Origin of the sequence: Burkholderia sp. AU16482 (assembly GCF_002223285.1) — a bacterium.
Lineage (GTDB): Bacteria > Pseudomonadota > Gammaproteobacteria > Burkholderiales > Burkholderiaceae > Burkholderia > Burkholderia semiarida.
Window position 1 is genome coordinate 188,512 of sequence record NZ_NKEY01000001.1, and the last position, 24,262, is coordinate 212,773.

At 69.0% G+C, this 24,262-nt stretch carries 22 protein-coding genes and 1 riboswitch; of the genes, 19 read left to right on the plus strand and 3 right to left on the minus strand.

Annotated features, from left to right (window positions below):
• The first annotated feature begins 2 nt into the window (after positions 1-2).
• The 17 genes from CFB35_RS00880 to metF all read left to right on the plus strand — a co-directional run bounded on the left by CFB35_RS00880 (position 3) and on the right by metF (position 17,570).
• Entirely contained in the window at positions 3-995 is a 993-nt protein-coding gene (locus tag CFB35_RS00880; protein ID WP_059638385.1) for a CheR family methyltransferase, read from the plus strand.
• The gene (cheD, locus tag CFB35_RS00885) at positions 992-1,726 is read left to right on the plus strand and encodes a chemoreceptor glutamine deamidase CheD (RefSeq protein WP_059638382.1); all 735 of its coding nucleotides are present in this window, start codon (positions 992-994) and stop codon (positions 1,724-1,726) included. Before CFB35_RS00880 ends, cheD begins: the two co-directional genes overlap by 4 nt.
• Complete coding sequence (locus CFB35_RS00890) at positions 1,723-2,814, plus strand: chemotaxis response regulator protein-glutamate methylesterase (protein WP_060966403.1); 1,092 nt, start codon at positions 1,723-1,725, stop codon at positions 2,812-2,814. The genes cheD and CFB35_RS00890 overlap by 4 nt, the downstream gene beginning before the upstream one ends.
• A 67-nt stretch (positions 2,815-2,881) precedes the next feature.
• The gene (gene cheY / locus CFB35_RS00895) at positions 2,882-3,277 is read left to right on the plus strand and encodes a chemotaxis response regulator CheY (RefSeq protein ID WP_026045350.1); all 396 of its coding nucleotides are present in this window, start codon (positions 2,882-2,884) and stop codon (positions 3,275-3,277) included.
• A 2-nt stretch (positions 3,278-3,279) separates the two neighbouring features.
• Positions 3,280-4,011: a protein phosphatase CheZ gene (cheZ, locus tag CFB35_RS00900; protein ID WP_059578110.1), complete on the plus strand. Its 732-nt coding sequence runs from the start codon at positions 3,280-3,282 to the stop codon at positions 4,009-4,011.
• 315 nt (positions 4,012-4,326) lie between these two features.
• Positions 4,327-4,830: a DUF2844 domain-containing protein gene (locus CFB35_RS00905; protein WP_059578113.1), complete on the plus strand. Its 504-nt coding sequence runs from the start codon at positions 4,327-4,329 to the stop codon at positions 4,828-4,830.
• A gap of 16 nt (positions 4,831-4,846) precedes the next feature.
• Positions 4,847-6,076, plus strand: coding sequence for a DUF3443 family protein (locus CFB35_RS00910; RefSeq protein WP_089464464.1), 1,230 nt, complete (start codon positions 4,847-4,849; stop codon positions 6,074-6,076).
• Positions 6,077-6,245: 169 nt separating this feature from the next.
• Positions 6,246-6,743 carry a VOC family protein gene (locus CFB35_RS00915; RefSeq protein ID WP_060966401.1) on the plus strand — a complete coding sequence of 166 codons (498 nt, stop codon included), beginning with the start codon at positions 6,246-6,248 and terminating at the stop codon, positions 6,741-6,743.
• Positions 6,744-7,223: 480 nt separating this feature from the next.
• A complete protein-coding gene (locus tag CFB35_RS00920; RefSeq protein WP_089464465.1) occupies positions 7,224-7,604 on the plus strand; it encodes a DUF805 domain-containing protein in 381 nt (126 codons plus the stop codon).
• 345 nt (positions 7,605-7,949) lie between these two features.
• Positions 7,950-9,149: a flagellar biosynthesis protein FlhB gene (gene flhB, locus CFB35_RS00925; RefSeq protein ID WP_089464466.1), complete on the plus strand. Its 1,200-nt coding sequence runs from the start codon at positions 7,950-7,952 to the stop codon at positions 9,147-9,149.
• A complete protein-coding gene (gene flhA / locus CFB35_RS00930; protein ID WP_059578127.1) occupies positions 9,146-11,248 on the plus strand; it encodes a flagellar biosynthesis protein FlhA in 2,103 nt (700 codons plus the stop codon). Before flhB ends, flhA begins: the two co-directional genes overlap by 4 nt.
• A complete protein-coding gene (gene flhF, locus CFB35_RS00935) occupies positions 11,245-13,020 on the plus strand; it encodes a flagellar biosynthesis protein FlhF (protein WP_089464467.1) in 1,776 nt (591 codons plus the stop codon). Before flhA ends, flhF begins: the two co-directional genes overlap by 4 nt.
• Positions 13,013-13,831, plus strand: coding sequence for a flagellar biosynthesis protein FlhG (locus CFB35_RS00940; RefSeq protein WP_089464468.1), 819 nt, complete (start codon positions 13,013-13,015; stop codon positions 13,829-13,831). The genes flhF and CFB35_RS00940 overlap by 8 nt, the downstream gene beginning before the upstream one ends.
• Positions 13,832-13,853: 22 nt before the next feature.
• Entirely contained in the window at positions 13,854-14,588 is a 735-nt protein-coding gene (locus CFB35_RS00945) for an RNA polymerase sigma factor FliA (RefSeq protein ID WP_006484033.1), read from the plus strand.
• Between the two features lie 95 nt (positions 14,589-14,683).
• Positions 14,684-14,803, plus strand: a riboswitch (S-adenosyl-L-homocysteine riboswitch).
• Between the two features lie 32 nt (positions 14,804-14,835).
• Positions 14,836-16,254 carry an adenosylhomocysteinase gene (ahcY, locus tag CFB35_RS00950; protein ID WP_059503304.1) on the plus strand — a complete coding sequence of 473 codons (1,419 nt, stop codon included), beginning with the start codon at positions 14,836-14,838 and terminating at the stop codon, positions 16,252-16,254.
• Between the two features lie 97 nt (positions 16,255-16,351).
• Complete coding sequence (locus CFB35_RS00955) at positions 16,352-16,705, plus strand: phage holin family protein (protein WP_011882923.1); 354 nt, start codon at positions 16,352-16,354, stop codon at positions 16,703-16,705.
• Positions 16,706-16,739: 34 nt separating this feature from the next.
• A complete protein-coding gene (gene metF, locus CFB35_RS00960; protein ID WP_059578135.1) occupies positions 16,740-17,570 on the plus strand; it encodes a methylenetetrahydrofolate reductase [NAD(P)H] in 831 nt (276 codons plus the stop codon).
• Positions 17,571-17,672: 102 nt separating this feature from the next.
• Here the strand turns inward: metF and CFB35_RS00965 are convergent, their stop codons facing one another.
• Complete coding sequence (locus CFB35_RS00965) at positions 17,673-19,151, minus strand: amidase (protein ID WP_089464485.1); 1,479 nt, start codon at positions 19,149-19,151, stop codon at positions 17,673-17,675.
• Between the two features lie 79 nt (positions 19,152-19,230).
• A complete protein-coding gene (locus CFB35_RS00970; RefSeq protein WP_059578138.1) occupies positions 19,231-19,923 on the minus strand; it encodes a dienelactone hydrolase family protein in 693 nt (230 codons plus the stop codon).
• A 221-nt stretch (positions 19,924-20,144) separates the two neighbouring features.
• Here CFB35_RS00970 and CFB35_RS00975 point away from each other — a divergent pair, with 221 nt between their 5' ends.
• Together CFB35_RS00975 and CFB35_RS00980 are read left to right on the plus strand one after the other, a co-directional pair.
• On the plus strand, positions 20,145-21,227 hold the full coding sequence (locus CFB35_RS00975) for a nitronate monooxygenase family protein (protein WP_089464469.1): 1,083 nt from the start codon (positions 20,145-20,147) through the stop codon (positions 21,225-21,227).
• Between the two features lie 441 nt (positions 21,228-21,668).
• Positions 21,669-22,811: a branched-chain amino acid ABC transporter substrate-binding protein gene (locus CFB35_RS00980; protein WP_059578145.1), complete on the plus strand. Its 1,143-nt coding sequence runs from the start codon at positions 21,669-21,671 to the stop codon at positions 22,809-22,811.
• An 89-nt stretch (positions 22,812-22,900) separates the two neighbouring features.
• Here the strand turns inward: CFB35_RS00980 and CFB35_RS00985 are convergent, their stop codons facing one another.
• Positions 22,901-24,118: an MFS transporter gene (locus CFB35_RS00985; RefSeq protein ID WP_059578148.1), complete on the minus strand. Its 1,218-nt coding sequence runs from the start codon at positions 24,116-24,118 to the stop codon at positions 22,901-22,903.
• Between the last annotated feature and the right edge of the window lie 144 nt (positions 24,119-24,262).

Sequence of the window (24,262 nt, forward strand, 5' to 3'; positions counted from 1 at the left end):
CCATGCAGCACGCGCGCGCGCCGTTTCGACCCGATGCACCGGATGCCTCGCCTCGCGCGGGCGAGCCGGGGCGCGACTTCGCGTTCACCGGCGCGGATTTCGCACGCATTCGCGCGCTGATCCACCAACGCGCGGGCATCTCGCTGTCCGAGCACAAGCGCGACATGGCCTACAGCCGTCTCGCGCGGCGGTTGCGGGCGCGCGGCCTCGACACGTTCCGCGACTACCTCGACCTGCTCGAACAGGAAGACGATCCGCTCGAGTGGGAAGCGTTCACCAATGCGCTGACGACCAACCTGACCGCGTTTTTCCGCGAGGCGCATCATTTCCCGATCCTGTCGGAATTCGTGAAAGGGCGGCCGGCGCCGGTCTCGGTCTGGTGCTCGGCGGCGTCGACCGGCGAGGAGCCGTACTCGATCGCGATCACGCTGATCGAGGCGCTCGGCGAAACGGCCGCGCGCGGCGCGTCGATCCTCGCGACCGATCTCGACACGCAGGTGCTCGCGAAGGCCGAAGCCGGCATCTACACGTACGACCAGGTCAAGCACCTGTCGCCGGAGCGGCTCAAGCGCTTCTTCCTGAAGGGCACGGGCGCGCAGGCCGGCCGCGTGAAGGTGCGGCCCGAGCTGCGCGCGATGATCCGCTTCGAGCAACTGAACCTGACCGATGCGGACTACGGGATCGCGAAGCCGTTCGACGCGATCTTCTGCCGCAACGTGATGATCTATTTCGACAAGCCGACGCAGGGGCAGGTGCTGTCGCGCTTCGAGCCGCTCGTGAAGCCGGGCGGCCTGCTGTTCGCCGGCCATTCGGAGAACTTCACGTACGTGACCCAGGCGTTCCGGCTGCGCGGGCAGACGGTGTACGAACTCACGCGCGACGCCGCGCAGGGCGCGCGCGCGCGCGGTGCGCCGGCGAGCGCGGCGGCCGAGCTGCCGTCGCCCGTGCGCGCACGGGCCGCGAGCGGCGCGCCGGCCCTGGGAGAGCGCGGATGAGCGCACTGCCGATCGCGACCAATCGCTACTTCGACAACCACTTCGAGCGCCCCGGCGTGAAGCTGTTGCCGAACGAGTTCTACACGACGGCCGATGACATGGTGCTGATGACCGTGCTCGGCTCGTGCGTCGCCGCGTGCCTGCACGACCCGTACGCGGGCATCGGCGGGATGAACCACTTCATGCTGCCGGACGACGGCGCCGATCCGGGCGCGGCCGCGTCGGAATCGATGCGCTACGGCGCGTATGCGATGGAAGTGCTGATCAACGAGCTGATCAAGGCCGGCGGGCGCCGCGAGCGCTTCGAGGCGAAGGTGTTCGGCGGCGCGGCCGTGCTGGCCGGGATGACGACGATCAACATCGGCGATCGCAACGCCGATTTCGTGCGCCGCTACCTCGCGCTCGAGCGCATCCGCATCACCGCGGAAGACTTGCAGGGCGTGCATCCGCGCAAGGTCGCGTTCATGCCGCACAGCGGGCGCGCGATGGTGAAGAAGCTGCGGCTGCAGGTGCCGGGCGTGACCGAGCGCGAAGCCGCGCTCGCGCGCGAGGCCGAGCGCGCCCGCCGCGCGCACGTCGAGCTGTTTGCCGCGAAGCGGCCTGCCGCGCCGCAGCCGGCGCGCCCGCGCATCGAGCTGTTCGGCGGGCGCGGCGCCGCGCCGGCCGGCGGCAGCGCGGCCGCAGCCGGCGGCGGACGGGCGGCAAACCTATCAAGAAAGCAGGAGGCATGACCGCAGTGCAGAAGATCAAAGTATTGTGCGTCGACGATTCGGCGTTGATCCGCAGCCTGATGACCGAGATCATCAACAGCCAGCCCGACATGACGGTGTGCGCGACCGCGCCCGATCCGCTCGTCGCGCGCGAGCTCATCAAGCAGCACAACCCCGACGTGCTCACGCTCGACGTCGAAATGCCGCGCATGGACGGGCTCGACTTCCTCGAGAAGCTGATGCGCCTGCGGCCGATGCCGGTCGTGATGGTGTCGTCGCTGACCGAGCGCGGCTCGGAAATCACGCTGCGCGCGCTCGAACTCGGCGCGGTGGATTTCGTCACGAAGCCGCGCGTCGGGATTCGCGACGGGATGCTCGACTACGCGGAAAAGCTCGCCGACAAGATCCGCGCGGCGTCGCGCGCGCGCGTGCGCCAGGCGCCGCAGCCGCAGGCCGCCGCGCGCGCGGCGGACAGCGCCGCGGCCGCGCCGATGATCAACAACCCGCTCGTCAGTACCGAGAAGCTGATCATCATCGGCGCGTCGACGGGCGGCACCGAGGCGATCCGCGAAGTGCTGACGCCGCTGCCGCCGGATGCGCCGGCCGTGCTGATCGCGCAGCACATGCCGCCGGGCTTCACGAAGTCGTTCGCGCAGCGGCTGAACGGGCTGTGCCGGATCGCGGTGAAGGAAGCCGAGCACGGCGAACGCGTGCTGCCCGGCCATGCGTACATCGCGCCGGGGCACGCACACCTGTTGCTCGCGAGAAGCGGCGCGAACTATATTGCGCAACTGTCGGACGAGCCGCCGGTGAACCGGCACCGCCCGTCGGTCGACGTGCTGTTCCGCTCGGCGGCGACGCACGCGGGCAAGAACGCGATCGGCGTGATCCTCACCGGGATGGGCCGCGACGGCGCGGCCGGCCTGCTGGAAATGAAACGCGCGGGCGCTTACACGTTCGCGCAGGACGAAGCGAGCTGCATCGTGTTCGGGATGCCGCGCGAGGCGATCGCGCTCGGCGGCGCGGACGAGGTCGCGCCGCTCGCCGACATGAGCCGCCGCGTGATGGCGCGCCTGGCGACGATGGGCGACCGCGTGCAGCGCGTGTGAATGGAATGTCACGGGGCGCGTGCCACGCTACACGCCTCGACGGAAACGAATCTGGAAAGGAACGACGATGGACAAGAGCATGAAAATCCTGGTGGTGGACGATTTCCCGACGATGCGCCGGATCGTCCGCAACCTGCTCAAGGAACTGGGCTACACGAACGTCGACGAGGCGGAAGACGGCGCGGCCGGCCTCGCGCGGCTGCGCGGCGGCGGCTTCGACTTCGTGATCTCCGACTGGAACATGCCGAACCTCGACGGCCTCGCGATGCTGAAGGAAATCCGCGCGGACGCGACGCTCACGCACCTGCCGGTGCTGATGGTCACGGCCGAGTCGAAGAAGGAGAACATCATCGCGGCCGCCCAGGCCGGCGCGAGCGGCTACGTCGTGAAACCGTTCACGGCCGCGACGCTCGACGAGAAGCTGAACAAGATCATCGACAAGATGGCCAAGACCGGGAGCTGAACGTGAACGAGCCGATCCATGCGGCGCTCGCCGGCGCGGCGGTCAACGCCGACGGCCATGCCGAAGGCGCCGATTACGCGAGCGACCGGATCCTCGCGCGCATCGGCCACGTCACGCGCACGCTGCGCGATTCGATGCGCGAGCTCGGGCTCGACAAGCATGTCGAGCGCGCGGCCGAAGCCGTGCCCGATGCGCGCGACCGCCTGCGCTACGTCGCGACGATGACCGAGCAGGCCGCGGTGCGCGTGCTGAATGCGATCGAGATCGCGAAGCCGATGCAGGAGCGCGTCCAGAACGAGGCCGAGGCGCTTGACGCACGCTGGGCGCAGTGGTATGCGGCGCCGATCGAGCACGCGGAAGTGCGCGAGCTGATGGACGATACGCGCGCGTTCCTGCGCACGCTGCCCGAATCGACGGCGGCGACCCGCGCGCAACTGCTCGAGATCATGCTCGCGCAGGATTTCCAGGATCTGACCGGGCAGGTGATCAAGAAGATCATGGACATGGTCTACCTGATCGAGCAACAGCTCCTCACCGTGCTCGTCGAGAACATCGCGCCCGAGCGGCGCGAGCAGTTCGCGGCCACCGCCGCCGCGCTCGCGGCCGAACAGATCAGCGCGACCGGCAGCCCCGAGTCGCTGCTGAACGGCCCGCAGATCGCGCCGGAAGGCAAATCCGACGTGGTTCAGGACCAGGGGCAGGTCGACGACCTGCTCGCGAGCCTCGGTTTCTGACCCGCCGCGGCGCAGCCGCGCGCCCCTTCGCCGGGCGCCCCATTGCCGGGCGCCCCATTGCCGGGCGCCCCTTTGCCGGGCGCCCCGTTCCGCGGGGCCGCCGATGCGCGCATTCCCCTTTCTTGCGTCGTTCCTTAGTGCCCGCCGCCGCCGCTGCGCGGCGTGATCCTGCGTCGAATTGACACTCGGACACACTCCGCAGGCATACTACGCGTCAGCAGCAACGCAGGGTCATTCGTACGATTCATCAGTGGACAGGCGGCGCGGGCCGATGGCGGCGCCGTCGGCAACGCAGCCAGTCCCTTGGGGGGGAACGTGAAGCTGAAACGCTTGGGCTGGACCGTCGCGCACGCGACGGCTGCAATGGGTGTGCTGTGGGCGGTCCACGCACACGCGGAACTGGGCGGCGCGCCGATGTCGCCGCCGGCGGACGATCAGGCCGCCACCGTGCGCGCGCTGCAGCGCGCGATGCGCTCGGCGGACGGCGTGCAGACGAGCGCGGCCGCCTATACCGTGCGCGAGATCACGCTCGGGTCGGGCACCGTCATCCACGAATACACGTCGGCCGCAGGCAGCGTGTTCGGCCTCGCCTGGCGCGGGCCGACGATGCCGGATCTCGCGTCGCTGCTCGGCAGCTATTTCCCGCAGTACACGGCCGGCGTCCAGGCGGCGCACCGGGCGCGCGGCTGGCGCGCGCCGGTGGCCGTCGAGACGAGCGGCCTCGTGATCCGGACGGGCGGCCACATGGGCGCCTTCTCCGGCCAGGCATGGCTGCCGTCGGCGCTGCCTGCCGGCGTGGCCGGCACCGATATCCAGTGACAGCGGGAGAGCGATCTTGAGCATTCCTCGTACATTCAAGCGCTGGCTCTGCGTGCTGGGCCTCCTGGCCGCGACGGCCGTGCTCGTGACGGCATGCGGCGGCGGCGATGGCGGCGGCGGCAGTGCGGGCAACAACGGCAATACCGGCAACAACGGCTCCGACGGCAACAGCGGCAACACGGCCGTCATCACGGTCGGCGCCGGCGCCGCGAACGTGATCAACATCCCGACCGTCAGCGTGAAGGTCTGCGTGCCGGGCACGTCGAACTGCCAGATCGTCAACAACGTGCTCGTCGATACCGCGTCCTACGGGCTGCGGCTCGTCGGCAGCGCGGTGTCGGGCGTCCTTGGCAGCCTGCCGCATGTGACGAGCGGCGGCGCGCCGGTCGCCGAATGCGGCAAGTTCGTGTCGAGCTACACGTGGGGGTCGGTGCGCACGGTCGACCTGTCGATCGGCTCCGAGCAGGCGGCGTCGCTGCCGGTGCAGATCATCGGCGACCTCGGCACGGCGAACGTGCCGAGCTCGTGCACGAACGGCGGCGCGTCGGCCAACTCGACGGGCACGCTCGGCGCGAACGGGATCCTCGGCATCGGGCCGGCGCCGTACGACTGCGGCACGACGTGTGCGACGTCGACGTCGACGAGCAACAACTACTACGCGTGCCCGAACGGCGACAACGCGAGCTGCACGGTCGCGCTCGTGCCGCTCGCGCAGCAGGTGGCGAACCCCGTGCATCGTTTCGCGAACAACGACGGCGTGAGCGTGCAGATGCCGACCATCTCGGACAACGGGCAGGCGAGCGCGACCGGCACGCTGACGTTCGGCCTGCCGAACCTGAGCGGCAAGACGGTGATGACGTCGACCACGACCGGCGACGTCAGCGCGACGTTCCAGGGGCGCAACGTGACCGCGTTCTTCGATACGGGCTCGAACGCGTATTTCTTCAACGATTCGGCGCAGACGGTTTGTTCGAGGAATACGGAGTTCTACTGCCCGTCGTCCACGACCACCTATTCGGCGACGCTGAGCGGCCAGAACGGCGCATCGGGCACCGTGTCGATGCCGGTCGCGAACGCGGATTCGCTGTTCTCGAATTCGTCGACGTTCGCGTTCAACGACATCGCGGGGCCGTTCGGCTCGTCCAGCTGGCTCGACATCGGCATGCCGCACTTCTACGGCAAGACGATCTACTTCGGGATGGACAAGACCGCGAGCGGCGGCGCGCAGCCGTTCGTCGCGTTCTGACGCGGCACGGCCGCGGGCAGCAGCAAAGAGGGGGCGAGCGATCGCCCCCTTTTTTTATCCGAGAGCCGGCCGCGCGCGCACTACGGATCGAATCGCCGCCGTGTGCGCGTGCAGCGCCTACGATGTAAGACCGGCACCGGTGCCGGCACGACATCGAGGAGACAGCGCCATGACCCCGCGCATACAACGCATCACGCCGTTCCTGTGGTTCGACCGCGACGCCGAGGCGGCGGCCCATTTCTACGTATCGGTGTTCGACAACGCGCGCATCGTGCACGTCGCGCGCTACGGCAAGGCCGGCGCGCATGCGTCCGGACAGGCCGAGGGCACGGTGATGACGGTCGCGTTCGAACTCGACGGGCAGGCGTTCGTCGCGCTGAACGGCGGCCCCGTGTTCCAGATGACGCCGGCCGTGTCGTTCGTCGTCAACTGCCGCGACCAGGACGAGATCGACCATTACTGGGCGCGCCTGTCCGAAGGCGGCGACGCGCGCGCGCAGCAATGCGGCTGGCTGCGCGACCGCTTCGGCGTGTCGTGGCAGGTCGTGCCCGTGCAGATGGCCGAGCTGATGACGGGCGACCCGGCCCGCGCCGAGCGCGTGATGGCGCAGGTGATGACGATGAAGAAGCTCGATCTCGGCGCGCTGCAGCGGGCGGCGGCCGGTTAGGGGCGGTCGGCCAGGCCGCTTCGCTCGGTCTGGCCGTTCAGGCTTTTCACGTCTTTCACGCCTTTGAGGCCGGTGGCCGCCCGTGCCGTATTGCCGTCGGGCCAGGCGATGCGGCCGGTATCGACAATGGCGAAGGGTGACGCGACCGCCGCGCCTGCGTATTGCCGGCTGCCCGGTTAATCGCATGCCGGATACTCGAGTCGATTATCGGGGCGGCCGTTTCATTCGGCTGTAATCAAATGCCGGATTATCCGGGCCGTCGTTTCCGTCAGATCTTCACGATTATTAAAATGACGCGGCGTGCAAGCCCCGGCCAAGCCGAAATGCGCCATTGCAGCCATTTCCGTGTCATATGGGCGGGCGATACGCCCCTGTGCGCGTAGTGCGCCGCATGCGAAAAGAGATGGAGCGCACTGAAATTCAACCCTATAATTTCGGCGTTGTTTCCGGGGTGCCAATATAAAACAGGAGGGTAATAAGATGAATTTTTCCGAAGCCATTCGTGCCGTACTGAATAAATACGCCACGTTCGAAGGCCGTGCGCGCCGCGCCGAATACTGGTATTTCGCGCTGCTGAGCTGTGTGCTGTCGATCGTCGGCCAGGCCATCGGCGCGGCCGGCCGCGACGGCGGCCTGATCACGCTGCTGCTGCTCGGCGCGATCTCCCTGGTGTCGCTCGCGCTGATCGTTCCGGGCATCGCGGTCAGCGTGCGCCGCCTGCACGATACGGGCCGCTCGGGCTGGTTCCTGCTGCTCGCGCTGATTCCGATCGTCGGCAGCATCCTGCTGCTCGTGTGGATGTGCTCGCGCGGCACCGAAGGCCCGAACCGTTTCGGCGCGGACCCGATTCCGGCCGTCTGACCGACGCTGGCCCCCGACGCGCGACGTCGTTGGGGGCCGTTTGCCCCGCTTTTCCCGCTTTCCCGCGCTTCTCCCGCTTTCCCGCCCGCCGTTTCACCGTTCCCTTCGCATCTCACCGTCACCGTCCCGCCTGCGGCCGCCATTTCGCCGATGCGCCGCCCGGCCCGCTTTCGCGCCGCGCCGCGCGTCGTTCCGCCCCCGCTCCGGCCGCGTTCGCGGCCGCTCGCCCGATTCCCCGAAATACCCCCCTTTCCCGGCTTTGCTCGACCGATCGGCGTTTGACGCCTCCATGAATAATCGGTGTCACTGAAAAACGGCATTCCGCCGTACCCGACTGGAGGCCCCGTGGCAGACGAGAGCGATCTCGACAAGACCGAAGCCGCCACTCCCAGGCGCCGCGAGAAGGCGCGCGAGGAGGGGCAGGTCGCGCGTTCGCGCGAACTGGCTTCGTTCGCACTGCTCGCGGCGGGGTTCTACGGCGCATGGCTGTTCGCGGGCCCGTCGGGCGCGCATCTGCAGGCGATGCTGCGCGGCGCGTTCACGTTCGATCGCGCGACCGCGTTCGACACCGACCGGATGCTGTCGGCGGCCGGCAGCGCGAGCCTCGAAGGCTTCGCCGCGCTGCTGCCGCTCCTCGCGCTCACCGGCGTCGCCGCGCTGCTCGCGCCGATGGCGCTGGGCGGCTGGCTGATTTCGCAGAAGACGCTCGAACTGAAGTTCGACCGCCTGAACCCGATCTCGGGGCTCGGCCGGATGTTCTCGATCCAGGGGCCGATCCAGCTCGGGATGTCGATCGCGAAGACGCTGGTCGTCGGCGGGATCGGCGGCGTCGCGATCTGGCGCAGCAAGGACGAACTGCTCGGCCTCGCGACCCAGCCGCTCGGCGCCGCGCTGCCCGATGCGCTGCATCTGGTCGCCGTGTGCTGCGGCACGACGGTCGCCGGGATGCTGGTGGTCGCCGGGCTCGACGTGCCTTACCAACTCTGGCAGTACAACAAGAAGTTGCGCATGACGAAGGAAGAAGTGAAGCGCGAGCATCGCGAGAACGAGGGCGACCCGCACGTGAAGGGGCGGATTCGCCAGCAGCAGCGCGCGATCGCCCGCCGCCGGATGATGGCGGCCGTGCCGAAGGCCGACGTCGTCGTCACGAACCCGACGCACTTCGCGGTCGCGCTGCAATACACGGATGGCGAGATGCGCGCGCCGAAGGTCGTCGCGAAGGGCGTGAACCTCGTCGCCGCGCGCATCCGCGAACTCGCGGCCGAACACAACGTGCCGCTGCTCGAAGCGCCGCCGCTCGCGCGTGCGCTGTATCACAACGTCGAACTCGAGCGCGAGATCCCCGGCTCGCTGTACTCGGCGGTCGCCGAAGTGCTCGCGTGGGTCTACCAGCTCAAGCGCTTCCGTTCGGAAGGCGGCGCGTTCCCGGCGGTGCCGGTCGATCTCGACGTGCCGGCCGAACTCGACAAGGGCGCGTCGGTCGCCGCCGACGACGAACGTGAAGAAGCCGAAGACGCGCTCGGCCAGCAAGGGAGCGCAGCATGAGCACCCCGACCACCGGCCTGTTCGCCAAACGCACGAACCCGTTCGCGGGCACCAACCTGCGCGCGCTCGCGGGCCCGATCCTCATTTGCATGATCCTGGGGATGATGATCCTGCCGCTGCCGCCGGTGCTGCTGGATCTGCTGTTCACGTTCAACATCGCGCTGTCCGTGATGGTGCTGCTCGTCAGCATGTACACGATGAAGCCGCTCGACTTCGCGGCGTTCCCGAGCGTGCTGCTGTTCTCGACGCTCCTGCGCCTGTCGCTGAACGTCGCGTCGACGCGCGTCGTGCTGCTCGAAGGCCACACCGGGCCGGATGCCGCCGGCCAGGTGATCGAGGCGTTCGGCCACTTCCTCGTCGGCGGCAACTTCGCGGTCGGCATCGTCGTGTTCGTGATCCTGATGATCATCAACTTCATGGTGATCACGAAGGGCGCGGGGCGGATCGCCGAAGTGTCCGCGCGCTTCACGCTCGACGCGATGCCCGGCAAGCAGATGGCGATCGACGCCGACCTGAACGCGGGCCTCATCAACGAGGAACAGGCGCGCAAGCGGCGCCTGGCCGTCTCGCAGGAAGCCGAGTTCTACGGGTCGATGGACGGCGCGTCGAAGTTCGTGCGCGGCGACGCGATCGCCGGCCTGATCATCATGGCGATCAACGTGATCGGCGGGCTGATCGTCGGGATGGTCCAGCACGACATGAGCTTCGCCGCGGCCGGCACCAACTACACGCTGCTGACGATCGGCGACGGCCTCGTCGCGCAGATCCCGTCGCTCGTGATCTCGACCGCGGCCGGCGTGATCGTGTCGCGCGTCGCGACCGACGAGGACATCGGCACGCAGATCACCGGCCAGCTGTTCACGAACCCGCGCGTGCTGAACATCACCGGCGCGATCATCGTGCTGATGGGGCTGATCCCCGGGATGCCGCACTTCGCCTTCCTCGCGCTCGGCGCCGGCGCGATCTGGCTCGCGCGCACGCAGACCCGGCGCGCGGCGGCCCGCAAGGCGGCCGGCGACGTGACCGACATCGCGCCGCCCGCCGTGCTGCCGGCCGACAGCCACGAAGCGACCTGGGACGACGTGCAGCTGATCGACCCGCTCGGCCTCGAGGTCGGCTACCGGCTGATTCCGCTCGTCGACAAGAACAGCGACGGCGAGCTGCTCAAGCGCATCAAGAGCATCCGCAAGAAATTCGCGCAGGAAATCGGCTTCCTGCCGCCGGTGATCCATATCCGCGACAACCTCGAACTGCGGCCGAACGCATACCGGATCGCGCTGAAGGGCGTCGAGATCGGCTTCGGCGAAGTGTTCCCGGGCCAGTGGCTCGCGATCAACCCGGGCCAGGTGACGGCCGCGCTGCCGGGCGCCGTCACGCAGGATCCGGCGTTCGGGCTGCCGGCCGTGTGGATCGACGTCGCGATGCGCGAGCAGGCGCAGGTGTACGGCTACACGGTGGTCGACGCGAGCACGGTCGTCGCGACCCACCTGAATCATCTGGTCGTCCAGCATGCGGCCGAGTTGCTCGGCCGCCAGGAAGTGCAGGCGCTCGTCGAGCGCACCGGCAAGGACGCGCCGTCGCTCGTCGAGGACCTCGTGCCGAAGACGATCTCGCTCACCACGCTGCAGAAGGTGCTGCAGAACCTGCTCGAGGAAGGCGTGCCGATCCGCGACATGCGCACGATCCTCGAGGCCGTGTCCGAGCATGCGGGCCGCGGCGACGCGTTCGAGATCACGGCGGCGGTGCGCCTCTCGCTCGGCCGCGCGATCACGCAGCAGTGGTATCCGGGCAACGGCGAAATGCAGGTGATGGGCCTCGACGCGAATCTGGAGCGCGTGCTGTCGCAGGCGCTCGCCACCGGCGCGAACCCGGGCCTCGAGCCCGGCCTCGCGCACAACCTTCTGACGGGCACGCAGCAAGCGTTGCTGCGTCAACAGAATCTCGGGCTGCCGCCGGTGCTGCTGGTGCAGCACGCGCTGCGCGCGATGCTCGCGCGTTTCCTGCGCCGCAGCCTGCCGCAATTGAAAGTGCTGTCGTACGCCGAAGTGCCGGACACACGCACGATCAAAGTCGTTAACGTCATCGGGGGTTCCGCTTGAACATTCGCAAATTCACCGGCGCAACGAGCCGCGACGCACTTCGTCTCGTGCGCGAGGCGCTCGGCGCCGACGCGGTCGTGCTGTCGAACCGCACGCTCGATGACGGCAGCGTCGAAATCGTCGCACTCGCCGATTCGGATCTCGCCGCGGTGGCGCCGCCGGCCGCGCGGCCGCGCTTCGCTTCGCCGCGCCTGCCGGAATCCGTGCCGGCCGCCGCCGTGCCGGGCATCGTGTCGCGCCCGGGCATCGCCCCGCGCCCGGCCGTCAATCCGTATGCGGCGGGCGAAGGCGGGCTGCCTGACGTGTTCTCGTCCGTGTTCGGCGCGAGCGCCGACGCGCAAGAGGCTGACATGCAGGCTTCGTCGAGCGATGCGGACGCGCCGGCCGCCGCGCCGTCGATCGCCGCGCCGGCCGCCGGAGCGCATGCCGCCGGGTCGCCGGCCGCAGGATCGCCTGCCGCCACTTCCGAACCGGCACCGTGGCTGGTCGAGCACGCGAAGCGCCTGACGCAGCAGCGCGACGCGCTGATCGCCCGTGCGCAGGCGCCGGTCGAGCCGCTGGCAAGCGCGCCGCAGCCCGCGGCCAGCGCGACACCGCCCGACTGGGCCCGCGACATCGTGCGTGAGGCCCAACGCCGGATGCCTGCCGCCGGATCGCCGGCCGCCACGAAGCGCACACCCGACACGGGCGCCGCGTACGCGGCGAGGGCGGCGGACCGCACGCGCCTGCCCTCCGACGCGGCCGCCGCGGTGGCCGACGCGGTGAAGTCGCGCATCGAGCGGATCGTCAACGACACCGTGATGCACGAGCTCGGCGAGCTGCGCGGGATGATGGAGGAGCAGTTCGACAGCCTGATGTGGCACGACCGCCAGCGTCGCAGCGCCGTTCACGGCGCGCTGACGAAGCACCTGTTCGCGGCCGGTTTCTCCGCGCAGCTCGTGCGGATGCTGGTCGACAACCTGCCGGCCGGCGACGGCGCGCAGACCTTCGAGCAGGCCGCCGAATGGGCGCAGTCGGTGCTCGCGTCGAACCTGCCGGTGCTCGACAGCGAGGACGCGCTGATGGAGCGCGGCGGCGTGTTCGCGCTGATGGGGCCGACGGGCGTCGGCAAGACGACCACCACCGCGAAGCTGGCCGCCCGCTGCGTGATGCGCTTCGGCGCGAGCAAGGTCGCGCTGCTGACCACCGACAGCTACCGGATCGGCGGCCACGAACAACTGCGCATCTTCGGCAAGATCCTCGGCGTGCCGGTGCACGCGGTGAAGGACGCGGGCGATCTCGCGCTCGCGCTGTCCGAGCTGCGCAACAAGCACATCGTGCTGATCGACACGATCGGCATGAGCCAGCGCGACCGCGCGGTGTCCGACCAGATCGCGATGCTGCACGGCGCGAACGCACCGGTGCAGCGCCTGCTGCTGCTGAACGCGACGAGCCACGGCGACACGCTCAACGAAGTCGTGCAGGCCTACCGCAGCGCGGGCGAGCACCCCGATCTGGCCGGCTGCATCCTGACCAAGCTCGACGAGGCGACCCACCTCGGCGGCGTGCTCGACACGGTGATCCGCTACAAGCTGCCGGTCCACTACGTGTCGACCGGCCAGAAGGTGCCGGAGAACCTGTACGTCGCGTCGACCCGATTCCTGCTGAAGAGCGCGTTCTGCGTGCCGCGCGACGGCTCGCCCTTCGTGCCGCAGGACGACGACATGCCGACGCTGCTCTCCGCACTGACCGCGCGTTCCACCGCCGAGCTGCACGAGGTGCGATTTGGATAAACCGATCATCGATCAGGCCGAAGGGCTGCGCCGCCTGCTGGCCGGGCGCGCGTCGCGCATCGTCGCGGTGACGGGCGGGCCGGCGGGCGTCGGCTGCACGTCGACCGTCGTGAATCTCGCGGCGGCGCTCGCGTCGCTCGGCAAGGACGTGCTCGTCGTCGACGAGCGCGCCGACGTGCGCTCGGCCAGCGCGACGCTCGCCGGCGCGTGGCTGCGCGACGGCGCGCGCACGCGGGTCGCGGCCGGTTTCAGCCTGTGCGCGGCGGCGCGGCTCGCGCGCGCCGGCTACAGCGACGCGCAACTGAGCGACTTCATCGACGGCCCGGCCGACATCGTCCTCGTCGACGCGCAGCTCGGCGCCGACGGGTCGTTCTCGGCGCTCGCGCGCGAAGCGCACGACGTGCTGGTCGTCACGCGGGTCGCCGCGCAGGCGATCACCGAGGCGTATGCGTGCATGAAGCGGCTGCATTTCACGCACGCGTTCGCGCAGTTCCGCGTGCTGACCAACCAGGTCGGCAGCCACGCGGACGCGAAGGCGGCGTTCGACAACCTCGCGGGCGTCGCGAACCGCTACCTGACCGTGTCGATCGCCGACGCGGGCTGCGTGAGCGCCGATCCGCTCGTCGAGCACGCCCGCGAATTGATGCATGCGGTGGTCGACGCGTTTCCGTCGTCGTCCGCCGCGCGCGACTACCGGCAGATTGCCGCCGACCTGTTGTACTGGCCGATGCGCCCGCGTTCGGGTGCGGGCCGCGCGGTCCACGCCGGCGGCAAGCCGTCGTACGAGGCGGGCGCGGCACACGCCGCGTGAGCGCCACCCGGAGGAGGGAGCCATGATGTACAACGCTCAAGGAAAGATGTCCCAGGCCGACGTGCTCGCGCAATACGCGCCGCTCGTGCGTCGCCTCGGATTGCAGCTCGTCGCGAAAATGCCGGCGAGCGTCGATCTCGACGACCTGATCCAGGCCGGCATGATCGGCCTGATGGACGCGGCGGGTCGCTACAAGGAAGACCAGGGCGCGCAGTTCGAGACCTACGCGACGCAGCGCATCCGCGGCGCGATGCTCGACGAGCTGCGCAGCAACGACTGGCTGCCGCGCAGCCTGCGCAAGACCTCGCGCGAGGTCGAGCACGCGGTGCACCAGGTCGAGCAGCACCTCGGCCGCTCGGCGAGCGAGACCGAGATCGCGCAGCACCTGAACATGCCGCTCGACGAATACCAGGGGATGCTGCAGGACCTGCACGGCAGCCAGCTCATCTACTACGAGGATTTCGATCGCGCGGCCGACGACGAGCCGTTCCTCGACCGCTATCGGGTCGATCACGCCGATCCGCTGTCGGCGCTGCTCGACGAACACCTGCGCGAGGCGCTCGTCGAGGCGATCGAGCGGCTGCCGGAGCGCGAGAAGCTGCTGATGTCGCTGTACTACGAACGGGGTCTGAATCTGCGCGAGATCGGCGCGGTGCTCGAAGTGAGCGAATCGCGCGTGTGCCAGTTGCACAGCCAGGCCGTCGCGCGCCTGCGCGCGCGGCTGCGCGAGCAGGCGTGGGTGGGCGCGGAGTCCTGACCCTCTGCCGACGGCGGCGGCGCGCCGGCGCCGCGCGCTCGCGCCGTATGCGGTGCTTGCGCATTTCGCGCGCCGATTTGCTACAATCCCCTCCGTTTTCCGAGGAGCGTTGCGACGGACCATCCTGCGTCCGCCAGGCTCGGAAGGCTTCACCAAGCAGCCGTGCGGCGATTTTTTTCGCGCCGGCCCCGCTTCCTGAACGGCGCTCACGTCACCAATCTAGAAACTTTTTAGAAAGGAGGGCGTGATGAACGCCATTATCGATTCCAAGGCTTCCCACGATTACGTCGTCGCCGACATGGCGCTGGCCGGCTGGGGCCGCAAGGAACTCAACATCGCCGAGACCGAAATGCCGGGCCTCGTGCAGATCCGCGACGAATACAAGGCGCAGCAGCCGCTGAAGGGCGCGCGCATTGCCGGTTCGCTGCACATGACGATCCAGACGGGCGTGCTGATCGAGACGCTGAAGGCGCTCGGCGCGGACGTGCGCTGGGCGTCGTGCAACATCTTCTCGACGCAGGACCACGCGGCCGCCGCGATCGTCGAAGCCGGCACGCCGGTGTTCGCGTTCAAGGGCGAGTCGCTCGACGAATACTGGGAGTTCTCGCACCGCATCTTCGAATGGCCGAACGGCGAATTCGCGAACATGATCCTGGACGACGGCGGCGACGCCACGCTGCTGCTGATCCTCGGCTCGAAGGCCGAGAAGGACCGTTCGGTGATCGCGAAGCCGACCAACGAGGAAGAAGTCGCGCTGTACAAGTCGATCGCCGCGCACCTCGACGTCGACGCGAACTGGTACTCGAAGCGCCTCGCGCACATCAAGGGCGTGACGGAAGAAACCACGACCGGCGTGCACCGTCTGTACCAGATGGAAAAGGACGGCCGCCTGCCGTTCCCGGCGTTCAACGTGAACGATTCGGTCACGAAGTCGAAGTTCGACAACCTGTACGGCTGCCGCGAGTCGCTCGTCGACGGCATCAAGCGCGCGACCGACGTGATGATCGCGGGCAAGGTCGCGGTCGTCGCCGGCTACGGCGACGTGGGCAAGGGTTGCGCGCAATCGCTGCGCGGCCTGGGCGCGACCGTGTGGGTCACCGAAATCGATCCGATCTGCGCGCTGCAGGCGGCGATGGAAGGCTACCGCGTCGTGACGATGGAATACGCGGCGGACAAGGCCGACATCTTCGTGACGGCCACCGGCAACTACCACGTGATCAATCACGATCACATGAAGGCGATGCGTCACAACGCGATCGTCTGCAACATCGGTCACTTCGACTCGGAAATCGACGTCGCGTCGACGCGCCAGTACCAGTGGGAAAACATCAAGCCGCAGGTCGACCACATCATCTTCCCGGACGGCAAGCGCATCATCCTGCTGGCCGAAGGCCGCCTCGTGAACCTCGGCTGCGCGACCGGCCACCCGTCGTTCGTGATGTCGAATTCGTTCGCGAACCAGACGCTCGCGCAGATCGAACTCTTCACGCGCGGCGACCAGTACGAGAACAAGGTCTACGTGCTGCCGAAGCATCTCGATGAAAAGGTCGCGCGCCTGCACCTCGCGCGCATCGGCGCGAACCTGTCGGTGCTGTCGGACGAGCAGGCCGCGTACATCGGCGTGCAGAAGGACGGCCCGTTCAAGCCGAACCACTACCGCTACTGATGCGCTGCCGCCGCCGCGCCGTGCATGCCCGTCGCGGGCCGCGCGGCGCGGCGGCGCTCACCGATCGTACCGATCGACAACCGAACCGGAGCCCTCCATGAGCGTCATCCTCACCTGGGTCATCAACGCGCTCGCGCTGCTGATCATCACGTACCTCGTGCCGTCGATCCACATCAAGAGCTTCGGCACCGCGTTGATCGTCGCGGTCGTGCTCGGGCTGATCAACACGGTGATCCGGCCGGTGCTGATCCTGCTGACGCTGCCCGTCACGATCGTCACGCTCGGGGTGTTCATCCTCGTCGTGAACGCGCTGTGCTTCTGGTTCGCGTCGTCGCTGCTGAAGGGCTTCGAGGTGTCGGGGTTCTGGTCCGCGTTCTTCGGTTCGATCCTGTACAGCATCGTGTCGTGGCTGCTGTCCGCCCTGATCTTCGGCCAGCGCGACATCGGCTGAGGGCCGGCGGGCGCAGGCCCAACCCCATCGAATCATGAAACCGATCGAACTCTCGTTTGAATTCTTCCCGCCGAAGACGGCGGACGGCGTCGAAAAGCTGCGCGCCACGCGCGCGCAGCTGCTGCCGCTGAAGCCGAAATTCGTCTCCGTGACGTTCGGCGCCGGCGGCTCGACGCAGCAGGGCACGCTCGATACCGTGCTCGACATGCAGAAGGACGGCCTCGAGGCCGCGCCGCACCTGTCGTGCATCGGCTCGTCGCGCGACAGCCTGCGCGCGATCCTCGACCAGTACCGCTCGCACGGCATCCGGCACATCGTCGCGCTGCGCGGCGACCTGCCGTCGGGGATGGGCGCGGTCGGCGAGCTGCGCTATGCGTCGGAGCTCGTCAGCTTCATCCGCGCCGAGCACGGCGACTGGTTCCACATCGAGGTCGCAGGCTATCCGGAGTACCACCCGCAATCGCGCTCGCCGAAGGCCGATCTCGAGAATTTCGCGCGCAAGGTGAAGGCCGGCGCGAATTCCGCGATCACGCAGTACTTCTTCAACGCGGATGCGTATTTCCGCTTCGTCGACGACGCGCGCAAGCTGGGCGTGGACGTGCCGATCGTGCCGGGCATCATGCCGATCACGAACTTCTCGCAGTTGATGCGCTTCTCCGAGATGTGCGGCGCCGAAGTGCCGCGCTGGGTCGCGCGCCGGCTCGAGAGCTTCGGCGACGATCGCGAGTCGATCCGCGCGTTCGGCGCGGACGTCGTCACGGGCCTGTGCCAGCGCCTGATCGACGCGGGCGTGCCGGGGCTGCACTTCTACACGCTGAACGCGGCGGTCGCGACGCGGACGATCTGCGAACGGCTCGCGGTGTAAGCGCCGTCACGCGGTTGCATGCGTGAAAGCCCCGCCGGTTTGCGCCGGCGGGGCTTTTTCATGGTTCATCGAGCAGTGCGACGCGCGGCGCAAACACGCGCGTCAGCGCTGCGCCTGCATCAGCGGCGGGCGGCGGTCGAACCACGGCCGGGCCTGTTCGAGCTGCCGCGCGAGCCGGAGCAGCAACGCATCGTCGGCGTGGCGCGCGGCGAACTGCACGCCGATCGGCAGCCCGCGCGCATTCCAGTACAGCGGCACCGACATCGCCGGCTGGCCGGTCAGGTTGAACAGCTCGGTGCAGCCGGCCCACGCGAACGCCTTCTCCGACGACTTCGCGAGCATTTCCTTCAGCAGCGGCTTCACCGGCAATGCGGCGACGAGCTTCATCTGCGCGGATTCGAACGGCGTCGGCTGCAGTTCGCCGATCTTCACCGGCGGCCCCGCGAGCGACGCGCACAGGATCGCGTCGTAGCGCGACACGAGGCCCGCGACCTGCACGGTGAGCTGGCGCTGCCATTCGAGCACGTCCGCCAGGCGCGTGCGCGCGAGGCGGCGGCCGACCACGGCCATCGCCCACGTCGCGGCCTCGAATTCGCCGCGCCGCGGCGCGCGGCCCGTCAGTTCGCGCGCGCCGAGCACCATGTCCTCGGCGATCGTCGCCCACAGCGTGAGGAAGGTTTCGGCCGCGCGCGCGTAGTCGATCGGCAGCGTCGCCGGCTCGACGTGGTGGCCGAGCGATTCGAGCAGCGCGGCCGCGTCGTCGAGCGCCGCGCGCGTGTCGGCCGCGAGCGCCGGCGCGAGCATCGGATCGACGACGAGGCCGATCCGCAGCGGGCCGGGCGGCGTATCGAGCGCGCCGAGGAAGGTGCCGGGCGCGCCGGGCGGCAGCGTCTGGCCGGTCGTCACGTCGAGCAGCAGCGCACTGTCGCGCACGCTGCGCGACACCGCGTGCTGGACGACGAGTTCGCCGTTCGACGGCAGGTCGACGAGCACCGGATTGCGGCTCGGCTTCAGGCCGAACAGCCCGCAGCACGACGCCGGAATGCGGATCGAGCCGCCGCCGTCGGACGCATGCGCGAGCGGCACGATGCCGGCCGCGACGGCCGCCGCCGCGCCGCCGCTCGAGCCGCCGGGCGTATGGTCGAGGTTCCACGGGTTGCGGCACGCGCCGAACAGCGCCGGTTCCGTGTACGGCATCTGGCCGATCTCGGACGTGTTGGTCTTGCCGAATATGTTCAGGCCCGCCGCGCGGCTGCGCGCGATCACCGGCGAATCGTCGGCCGGCACGAAGTACCGGTAGTGCCGGCTGCCCATCGACAGCGGCAGCCCGGCGACCGCCGCGCCGAGATCCTTGACGAGATACGGCACGCCCGCGAACGGCGTATCGGCGCCGGGTGCGGGCGTGGCCGCCGCACGCGTGCGCGCGGCTTCGTAGTCGTGCAGCACGATCGCGTTGATCGCGCCGTTGACCGCTTCGGCCTGGCCGATCGCGGCGTCGAGCAGTTCGCGCGGGCTGGCCTGGCGGTCGCGCACGAGCGCGGCGAGGCCGATTGCGTCATGCGCGAGATAGTCCGAGTGCATCGCGGTCACCCCCGTGTGATTCATGGCGATGGTGCGAGCATAACGCGGGCCCGGCGTGCGGGCCCGCGGCCGTGCCTTTTTAAAGATGCTCGGCGAGGAACGTCAGCGTGCGACCGTGCGCGAGCGCCGCGGCACGTTGGTTGTACGATGCGCGATCCGTGCAGTTGAAGCCGTGCTCGGCGCCCGGGTACACGTGGAACGACGCGTGGCCGCGGCCGGCGAATGCGGCCTTCACCTGGTCGACGGCGTCGAGGGGAATGCCGTGGTCGTTTTCCGCGTAGTGGAACAGGATCGGCTGCGTGATCTGGCCGGCGAGGTCGAGCGCGTTCTGGATGCCGCCGCCGTAATAGGACACCGCCGCGTCGAGCTTGCCGGTCGCGGCCGCGCGATACGCGAGCTGGCCGCCGAAGCAGTAGCCGATCGCGGCGAGTTTGCCGGCCACTTCGGGACGGGCGCGCAACGCGTCGGCCGCCGCGACGATGTCCGCGACCGCGAGACCCACGTCGGTTTTCTTCAGCAGCTCGATGCCCTTGTCGCGATCCGCGCCCTCGTAGGTCAGCTCGACGCGCGGCTGCGTGCGCCAGAACACGTCGGGCGCGAGCGCGACGAAGCCGTCGGCCGCATACTGGTCGGCGACCGCACGGATGTGCGCGTTCACGCCGAAGATCTCCTGGATGATGATGACGGCAGGCCCCTTGCCGCGCTTGGGCAGTGCGAGATAGCCGCCGAAGCTGTCGTTACCGGTCGGGATGTCGATCCATTGGGCAGTCACGTTCTGAACTCCTGGCGTGCGGGGTGCGGGAGGCGCCCCGGAGTGATAAGAGGCGGCCTAGTGTGCCACCAATCGCCCGCTGCTGCAGCGCATGCGGGCGCTTCTCGCGCAGCGATCGTTTCGATCTCGATTATTCATTTTTCGGCGCCGCGCCGCTTCGATAAAGTCGATGTGCCGGCCTTTACAAAGCGCTTTCGCGCACCGTCATCGAAGGATTCGCCATGTCTGCCCGCTCGTTTTCCACGCCCTTTTCCGAACGCTTCGGCCTGCGTCTGCCGCTCGTGCAGGCGCCGATGGTCGGCGCGACCACGACCGCGATGGTCGCCGCCGCATCGAATGCCGGTGCGCTCGGCAGCCTCGGCGCCGGCGCGCTCGCACCGGAGCGCATCGGGACGGAAGTCGCCGCGATCCGCGCGGCGACCGATCGCCCGTTCGCGATCAACCTGTTCGTCTTGCCCGATGAAGTCGCGCCGGACGCGGCGACCGTCTCGCGCGCACTCGCGGCGATCGACCCGCTGAACGCCGCGCTCGGCCTGCCGCCGGGCACGGCGCCTGCGCGCTACGCGCCCGATTTCCGCGCGCAGCTCGATGCGCTCGTCGCGCTGCGCGTGCCGGTCGCGAGCTTCACGTTCGGCGTGCTCGACGCGGCCGACGTCGCGCGCCTGAAAGCCGCCGGTACCTATGTGATCGGCACCGCGACGCACGTCGCCGAGGGGCTCGCGTGGCGGGCGGCCGGCGCCGACGCGCTGTCCGCGCAGGGCGCCGAGGCGGGCGGCCATCGCGGCACCTTCATCGGTTCGGCCGCCGACGCGCTGATCGGCACGCTCGCGCTCGTCCCGCAGCTCGTCGACGCGACGGGCCTGCCGGTGCTCGCCGCGGGCGGCATCATGGACGGCCGCGGCATCGCCGCCGCGCTCGCGCTCGGCGCGCAGGGCGCCCAGCTCGGCACCGCGTTTCTCACGTGCGCGGAAAGCGCGATCGCAGCCGACTGGAAGGCGCGCCTGCTCGCGAGCGCCGATACGTCGACGCAGGTCACGCGCGCGATCACCGGCCGTCATGCACGCGGGCTGCGCAACACGCTGATGGCGCGGCTCGGCGAGCACGAGGCCGACGCCGCGCCGTATCCGGTGCAGAACGCGCTGACCCAGCCGCTGCGCCAGGCCGCCGCGCGCGCGAACGACGGCGACTATCTGTCGCTGTGGGCCGGCCAGGGCGCGCCGCTCGCGCGGCGGCGCGGCGATGCGCTGACGACGGCGCAACTGATCGCCGCGCTCGACGCCGAATGGCGCGCATCGGCTGCCTGAACACTGCTTCGGCCGCTTGAACCATTCATGTCATCGGGCGACGAAACGCGCGTGGTGTCACGCGCGTTTCATTCAATGATCCAGGTCACAAAATACCGAATCGAAATGCCTCCGGGAATGGGCTGAAACGACCTTTCGACGGATCGCCGTGAATTAGCGGAAACCCTTATCCGGCGGGGCCTGCAGCGATATTCGAGTCATTTCTCCAAAGCGCCGATATCGGTAGTGTTACCACTACCCCAAAAAAGTCCCACAAATTAATTTGATCACCTACACTTGCGCGCAAGTACGGGCGGGCGGCTGCTAAAAGCGGCTGTTTTCACGTGCTTGAGGCCAAGTGCATGAAGGATGCAACCGGCGAATCGTCCAGTGATTGCAAACACAGGGATGGCAGCGGGGCACCGGGCGATGGCGTTTATTGGGACCGAACTGGAGACTTACATGAATATCAAGATGCAAAAGCTGTTGCCGATCACCGCAGCGGCGATGCTGTGTGCTGCAGCTGCAAGCAACGCGTCCGCCGATCAAGTCGTCAAGATCGGCCACGTCGCGCCGTTGACGGGCGGCATTGCACACCTGGGCAAGGACAACGAAAACGGCGCGCGTCTCGCCGTCGAGGAACTCAACGCGAAGGGTCTCACGATCGGCGGCCAGAAGATCACGCTGCAACTCGACCCGCAGGACGACGCCGCCGACCCGCGGCAGGCGACGCAGGTTGCGCAGAAGCTCGTCGACGACAAGGTCGTCGCGGTGGTCGGCCACCTGAACTCCGGCACGTCGATCCCGGCGTCGAAGATCTACAGCGACGCGGGCATCGTGCAGATCTCGCCGTCGGCGACCAACCCGGCGTACACGCAGCAGGGCTTCAAGACCACGTACCGCGTGGTCGCGACCGATGCGCAGCAGGGCCCGGCACTGGCGAACTACGCGCACTCGAAGGGCATCAAGAGCGTGGCGGTGGTCGACGATTCGACCGCGTACGGCCAGGGCCTCGCGAACGAGTTCGAGAAGAAGGCGAAGGCGCTCGGCCTGAAGGTGATGTCGCATGACGCGACCAACGACAAGGCGGTCGACTTCCGCGCGATTCTGACCAAGATCAAGGGCGAAAACCCGGACGCGATCATGTACGGCGGCATGGACGCCACCGGCGGCCCGTTCGCGAAACAGGCGAAGCAGCTCGGCCTGCGCGCGAAGATCTTCGCGGGCGACGGCGTGTGCACGGAGAAGCTGGCCGACCTGGCCGGCGACGCGACCGACAACATCGTGTGCTCGGAAGCCGGTGCCTCGCTCGAGAAGATGCCGGGCGGCGCGGCGTTCAAGGCGAAGTACGAGAAGCGTTTCGGCCAGCCGATCCAGATCTACGCACCGTTCACGTATGACGCCGTGTACATCATCGCCGACGCGATGAAGCGCGCGAACTCGACGGACCCGGCGAAGATCCTCGCGGCGATGCCGGCGACGAAGTACACGGGCGTGATCGGCACGACGACGTTCGATTCGAAGGGCGACCTGCAGCACGGCGTGATCTCGCTGTACAACTACAAGAGCGGCAAGAAGTCGCTGCTCGACGAAGTGAAGATGTAACGCGGCAAGCGGCCGACAGAAGGGGTGAAAACGCGCATGCGGCAACGCATGCGCGTTTTCTTTTGGGGCCGGCGGGCGTCGGCGGGCCGTCAGATCTTCAGGTGCGCGAGCACCCTCGGCGCGACGAGTGCGACGAGCGCCGCGCACAGCGCGACGACCGACAGGCCGACCGTCAGGTTCGCGGCCTGCGCGACCGCGCCGATCACGACCGGACCGAACAGCAGACCGAAATACGCGAGCCCGGCCACGTGCGCGAGCCCTTCGGCCGCGTGGATGCCCTTCACGCGCGCGGCGGCCGCGAACAGCACGGGCATCATGTTGGCCAGCCCGAGGCCCATCAGCGTGAAGCCGGTGAGCACCGCGGCCGGATACGGCAGCAGCAGCGCGCCGATCATCCCCGCGCAGGCGAGCGACGCGCTCGCGAACACGAGCTGCGGCGCGCCGAAACGGGCGCGCACGGCGTCGCCCGCGAAGCGCGCGATGGCCATCCCGCCCGAGAACGCCGCGTACGCGGCGCTCGCGAGCGCCGGGCTCGCCGCGACGACGTCGCGCATGTAGACCGTCGCCCAGTCGTACATCGCGCCTTCGGCGATCAGCGCGATCAGCGCGATGCCGCCGAGCATCCACAACGCAGGCGAGCGCCAGCGGTTGCCGCCGCCGTGCGCGTGCTCGTGATGCGGCACGTGCGGCAGCACGGCAGGGCTCGCGGCCACGAGCACCGCGGCGCTCACCGCCGCCGCGAGCGCGAGATGCGCGACGGGCGCCATGCCGGCCGACAGCAGCGCGCCGCCGGCCGCCGCGCCGGCCATCCCGCCGATGCTGAACATCCCGTGCAGCGACGACATGATCGGCTTGCCGAGCGCGATTTCGACCGCGCTGGCCTCGGCATTCATCGCGACGTCGAGCGTCGCCATCGAGAAGCCGAACAGCGCGAGCACCGCGATCAGCATCCAGTAGTCGGGCACGACGAGGATCAGCGCCGCGCACGCGGCCATCACGAGCCCGCCGGCGAGGCACGCGGTGCGCGAACCGACGCGCGCGATCCAGCGCGCGATGGTCAGCATCGCGGCGATCGACCCGCCGGCGACCGCGAACAGCGCGATCGACAGCAGCCCGGGGCTCAGCGCGAACTTGTCGCGCACGGTCGGCACGTGCACGCCCCACGACGCGTACATCATGCCGGCGACGAAGAACAGCGCCATCGACGCCGTGCGCGCGCGCTGGCGGGCCGGCAAGGGCAGCACGCGGTGCGCGTCGGGCGGCGCGGCGAACGGAGACGACGATTCGGGGGAGGAGGATTCGGACACGGGAAGGCTCGTCAGGGAAAGGCGCGGGCGCGGGCGGCGCCGGTCGGATTTGTCCGATTCTATCGAACCGCTTACGATCCTGCCGGCGCTGGCCGTTCGGCCGATGCGCGGGCGATCGCGCCATCCCGCGGCGGCGTCCCCGAT

What these genes read in the sequence shown, in the direction of transcription:
- CFB35_RS00880 (WP_059638385.1), top strand. Translation starts at nt 3, where the DNA reads ATGCAGCACGCGCGCGCGCCGTTTCGACCCGATGCACCGGATGCCTCG.
- cheD (WP_059638382.1), top strand. Translation starts at nt 992, where the DNA reads ATGAGCGCACTGCCGATCGCGACCAATCGCTACTTCGACAACCACTTC.
- CFB35_RS00890 (WP_060966403.1), top strand. Translation starts at nt 1,723, where the DNA reads ATGACCGCAGTGCAGAAGATCAAAGTATTGTGCGTCGACGATTCGGCG.
- cheY (WP_026045350.1), top strand. Translation starts at nt 2,882, where the DNA reads ATGGACAAGAGCATGAAAATCCTGGTGGTGGACGATTTCCCGACGATG.
- CFB35_RS00915 (WP_060966401.1), top strand. Translation starts at nt 6,246, where the DNA reads ATGACCCCGCGCATACAACGCATCACGCCGTTCCTGTGGTTCGACCGC.
- CFB35_RS00920 (WP_089464465.1), top strand. Translation starts at nt 7,224, where the DNA reads ATGAATTTTTCCGAAGCCATTCGTGCCGTACTGAATAAATACGCCACG.
- flhA (WP_059578127.1), top strand. Translation starts at nt 9,146, where the DNA reads ATGAGCACCCCGACCACCGGCCTGTTCGCCAAACGCACGAACCCGTTC.
- CFB35_RS00945 (WP_006484033.1), top strand. Translation starts at nt 13,854, where the DNA reads ATGATGTACAACGCTCAAGGAAAGATGTCCCAGGCCGACGTGCTCGCG.
- ahcY (WP_059503304.1), top strand. Translation starts at nt 14,836, where the DNA reads ATGAACGCCATTATCGATTCCAAGGCTTCCCACGATTACGTCGTCGCC.
- CFB35_RS00955 (WP_011882923.1), top strand. Translation starts at nt 16,352, where the DNA reads ATGAGCGTCATCCTCACCTGGGTCATCAACGCGCTCGCGCTGCTGATC.
- metF (WP_059578135.1), top strand. Translation starts at nt 16,740, where the DNA reads ATGAAACCGATCGAACTCTCGTTTGAATTCTTCCCGCCGAAGACGGCG.
- CFB35_RS00965 (WP_089464485.1), bottom strand. Translation starts at nt 19,151, where the DNA reads ATGCACTCGGACTATCTCGCGCATGACGCAATCGGCCTCGCCGCGCTC.
- CFB35_RS00975 (WP_089464469.1), top strand. Translation starts at nt 20,145, where the DNA reads ATGTCTGCCCGCTCGTTTTCCACGCCCTTTTCCGAACGCTTCGGCCTG.
- CFB35_RS00980 (WP_059578145.1), top strand. Translation starts at nt 21,669, where the DNA reads ATGAATATCAAGATGCAAAAGCTGTTGCCGATCACCGCAGCGGCGATG.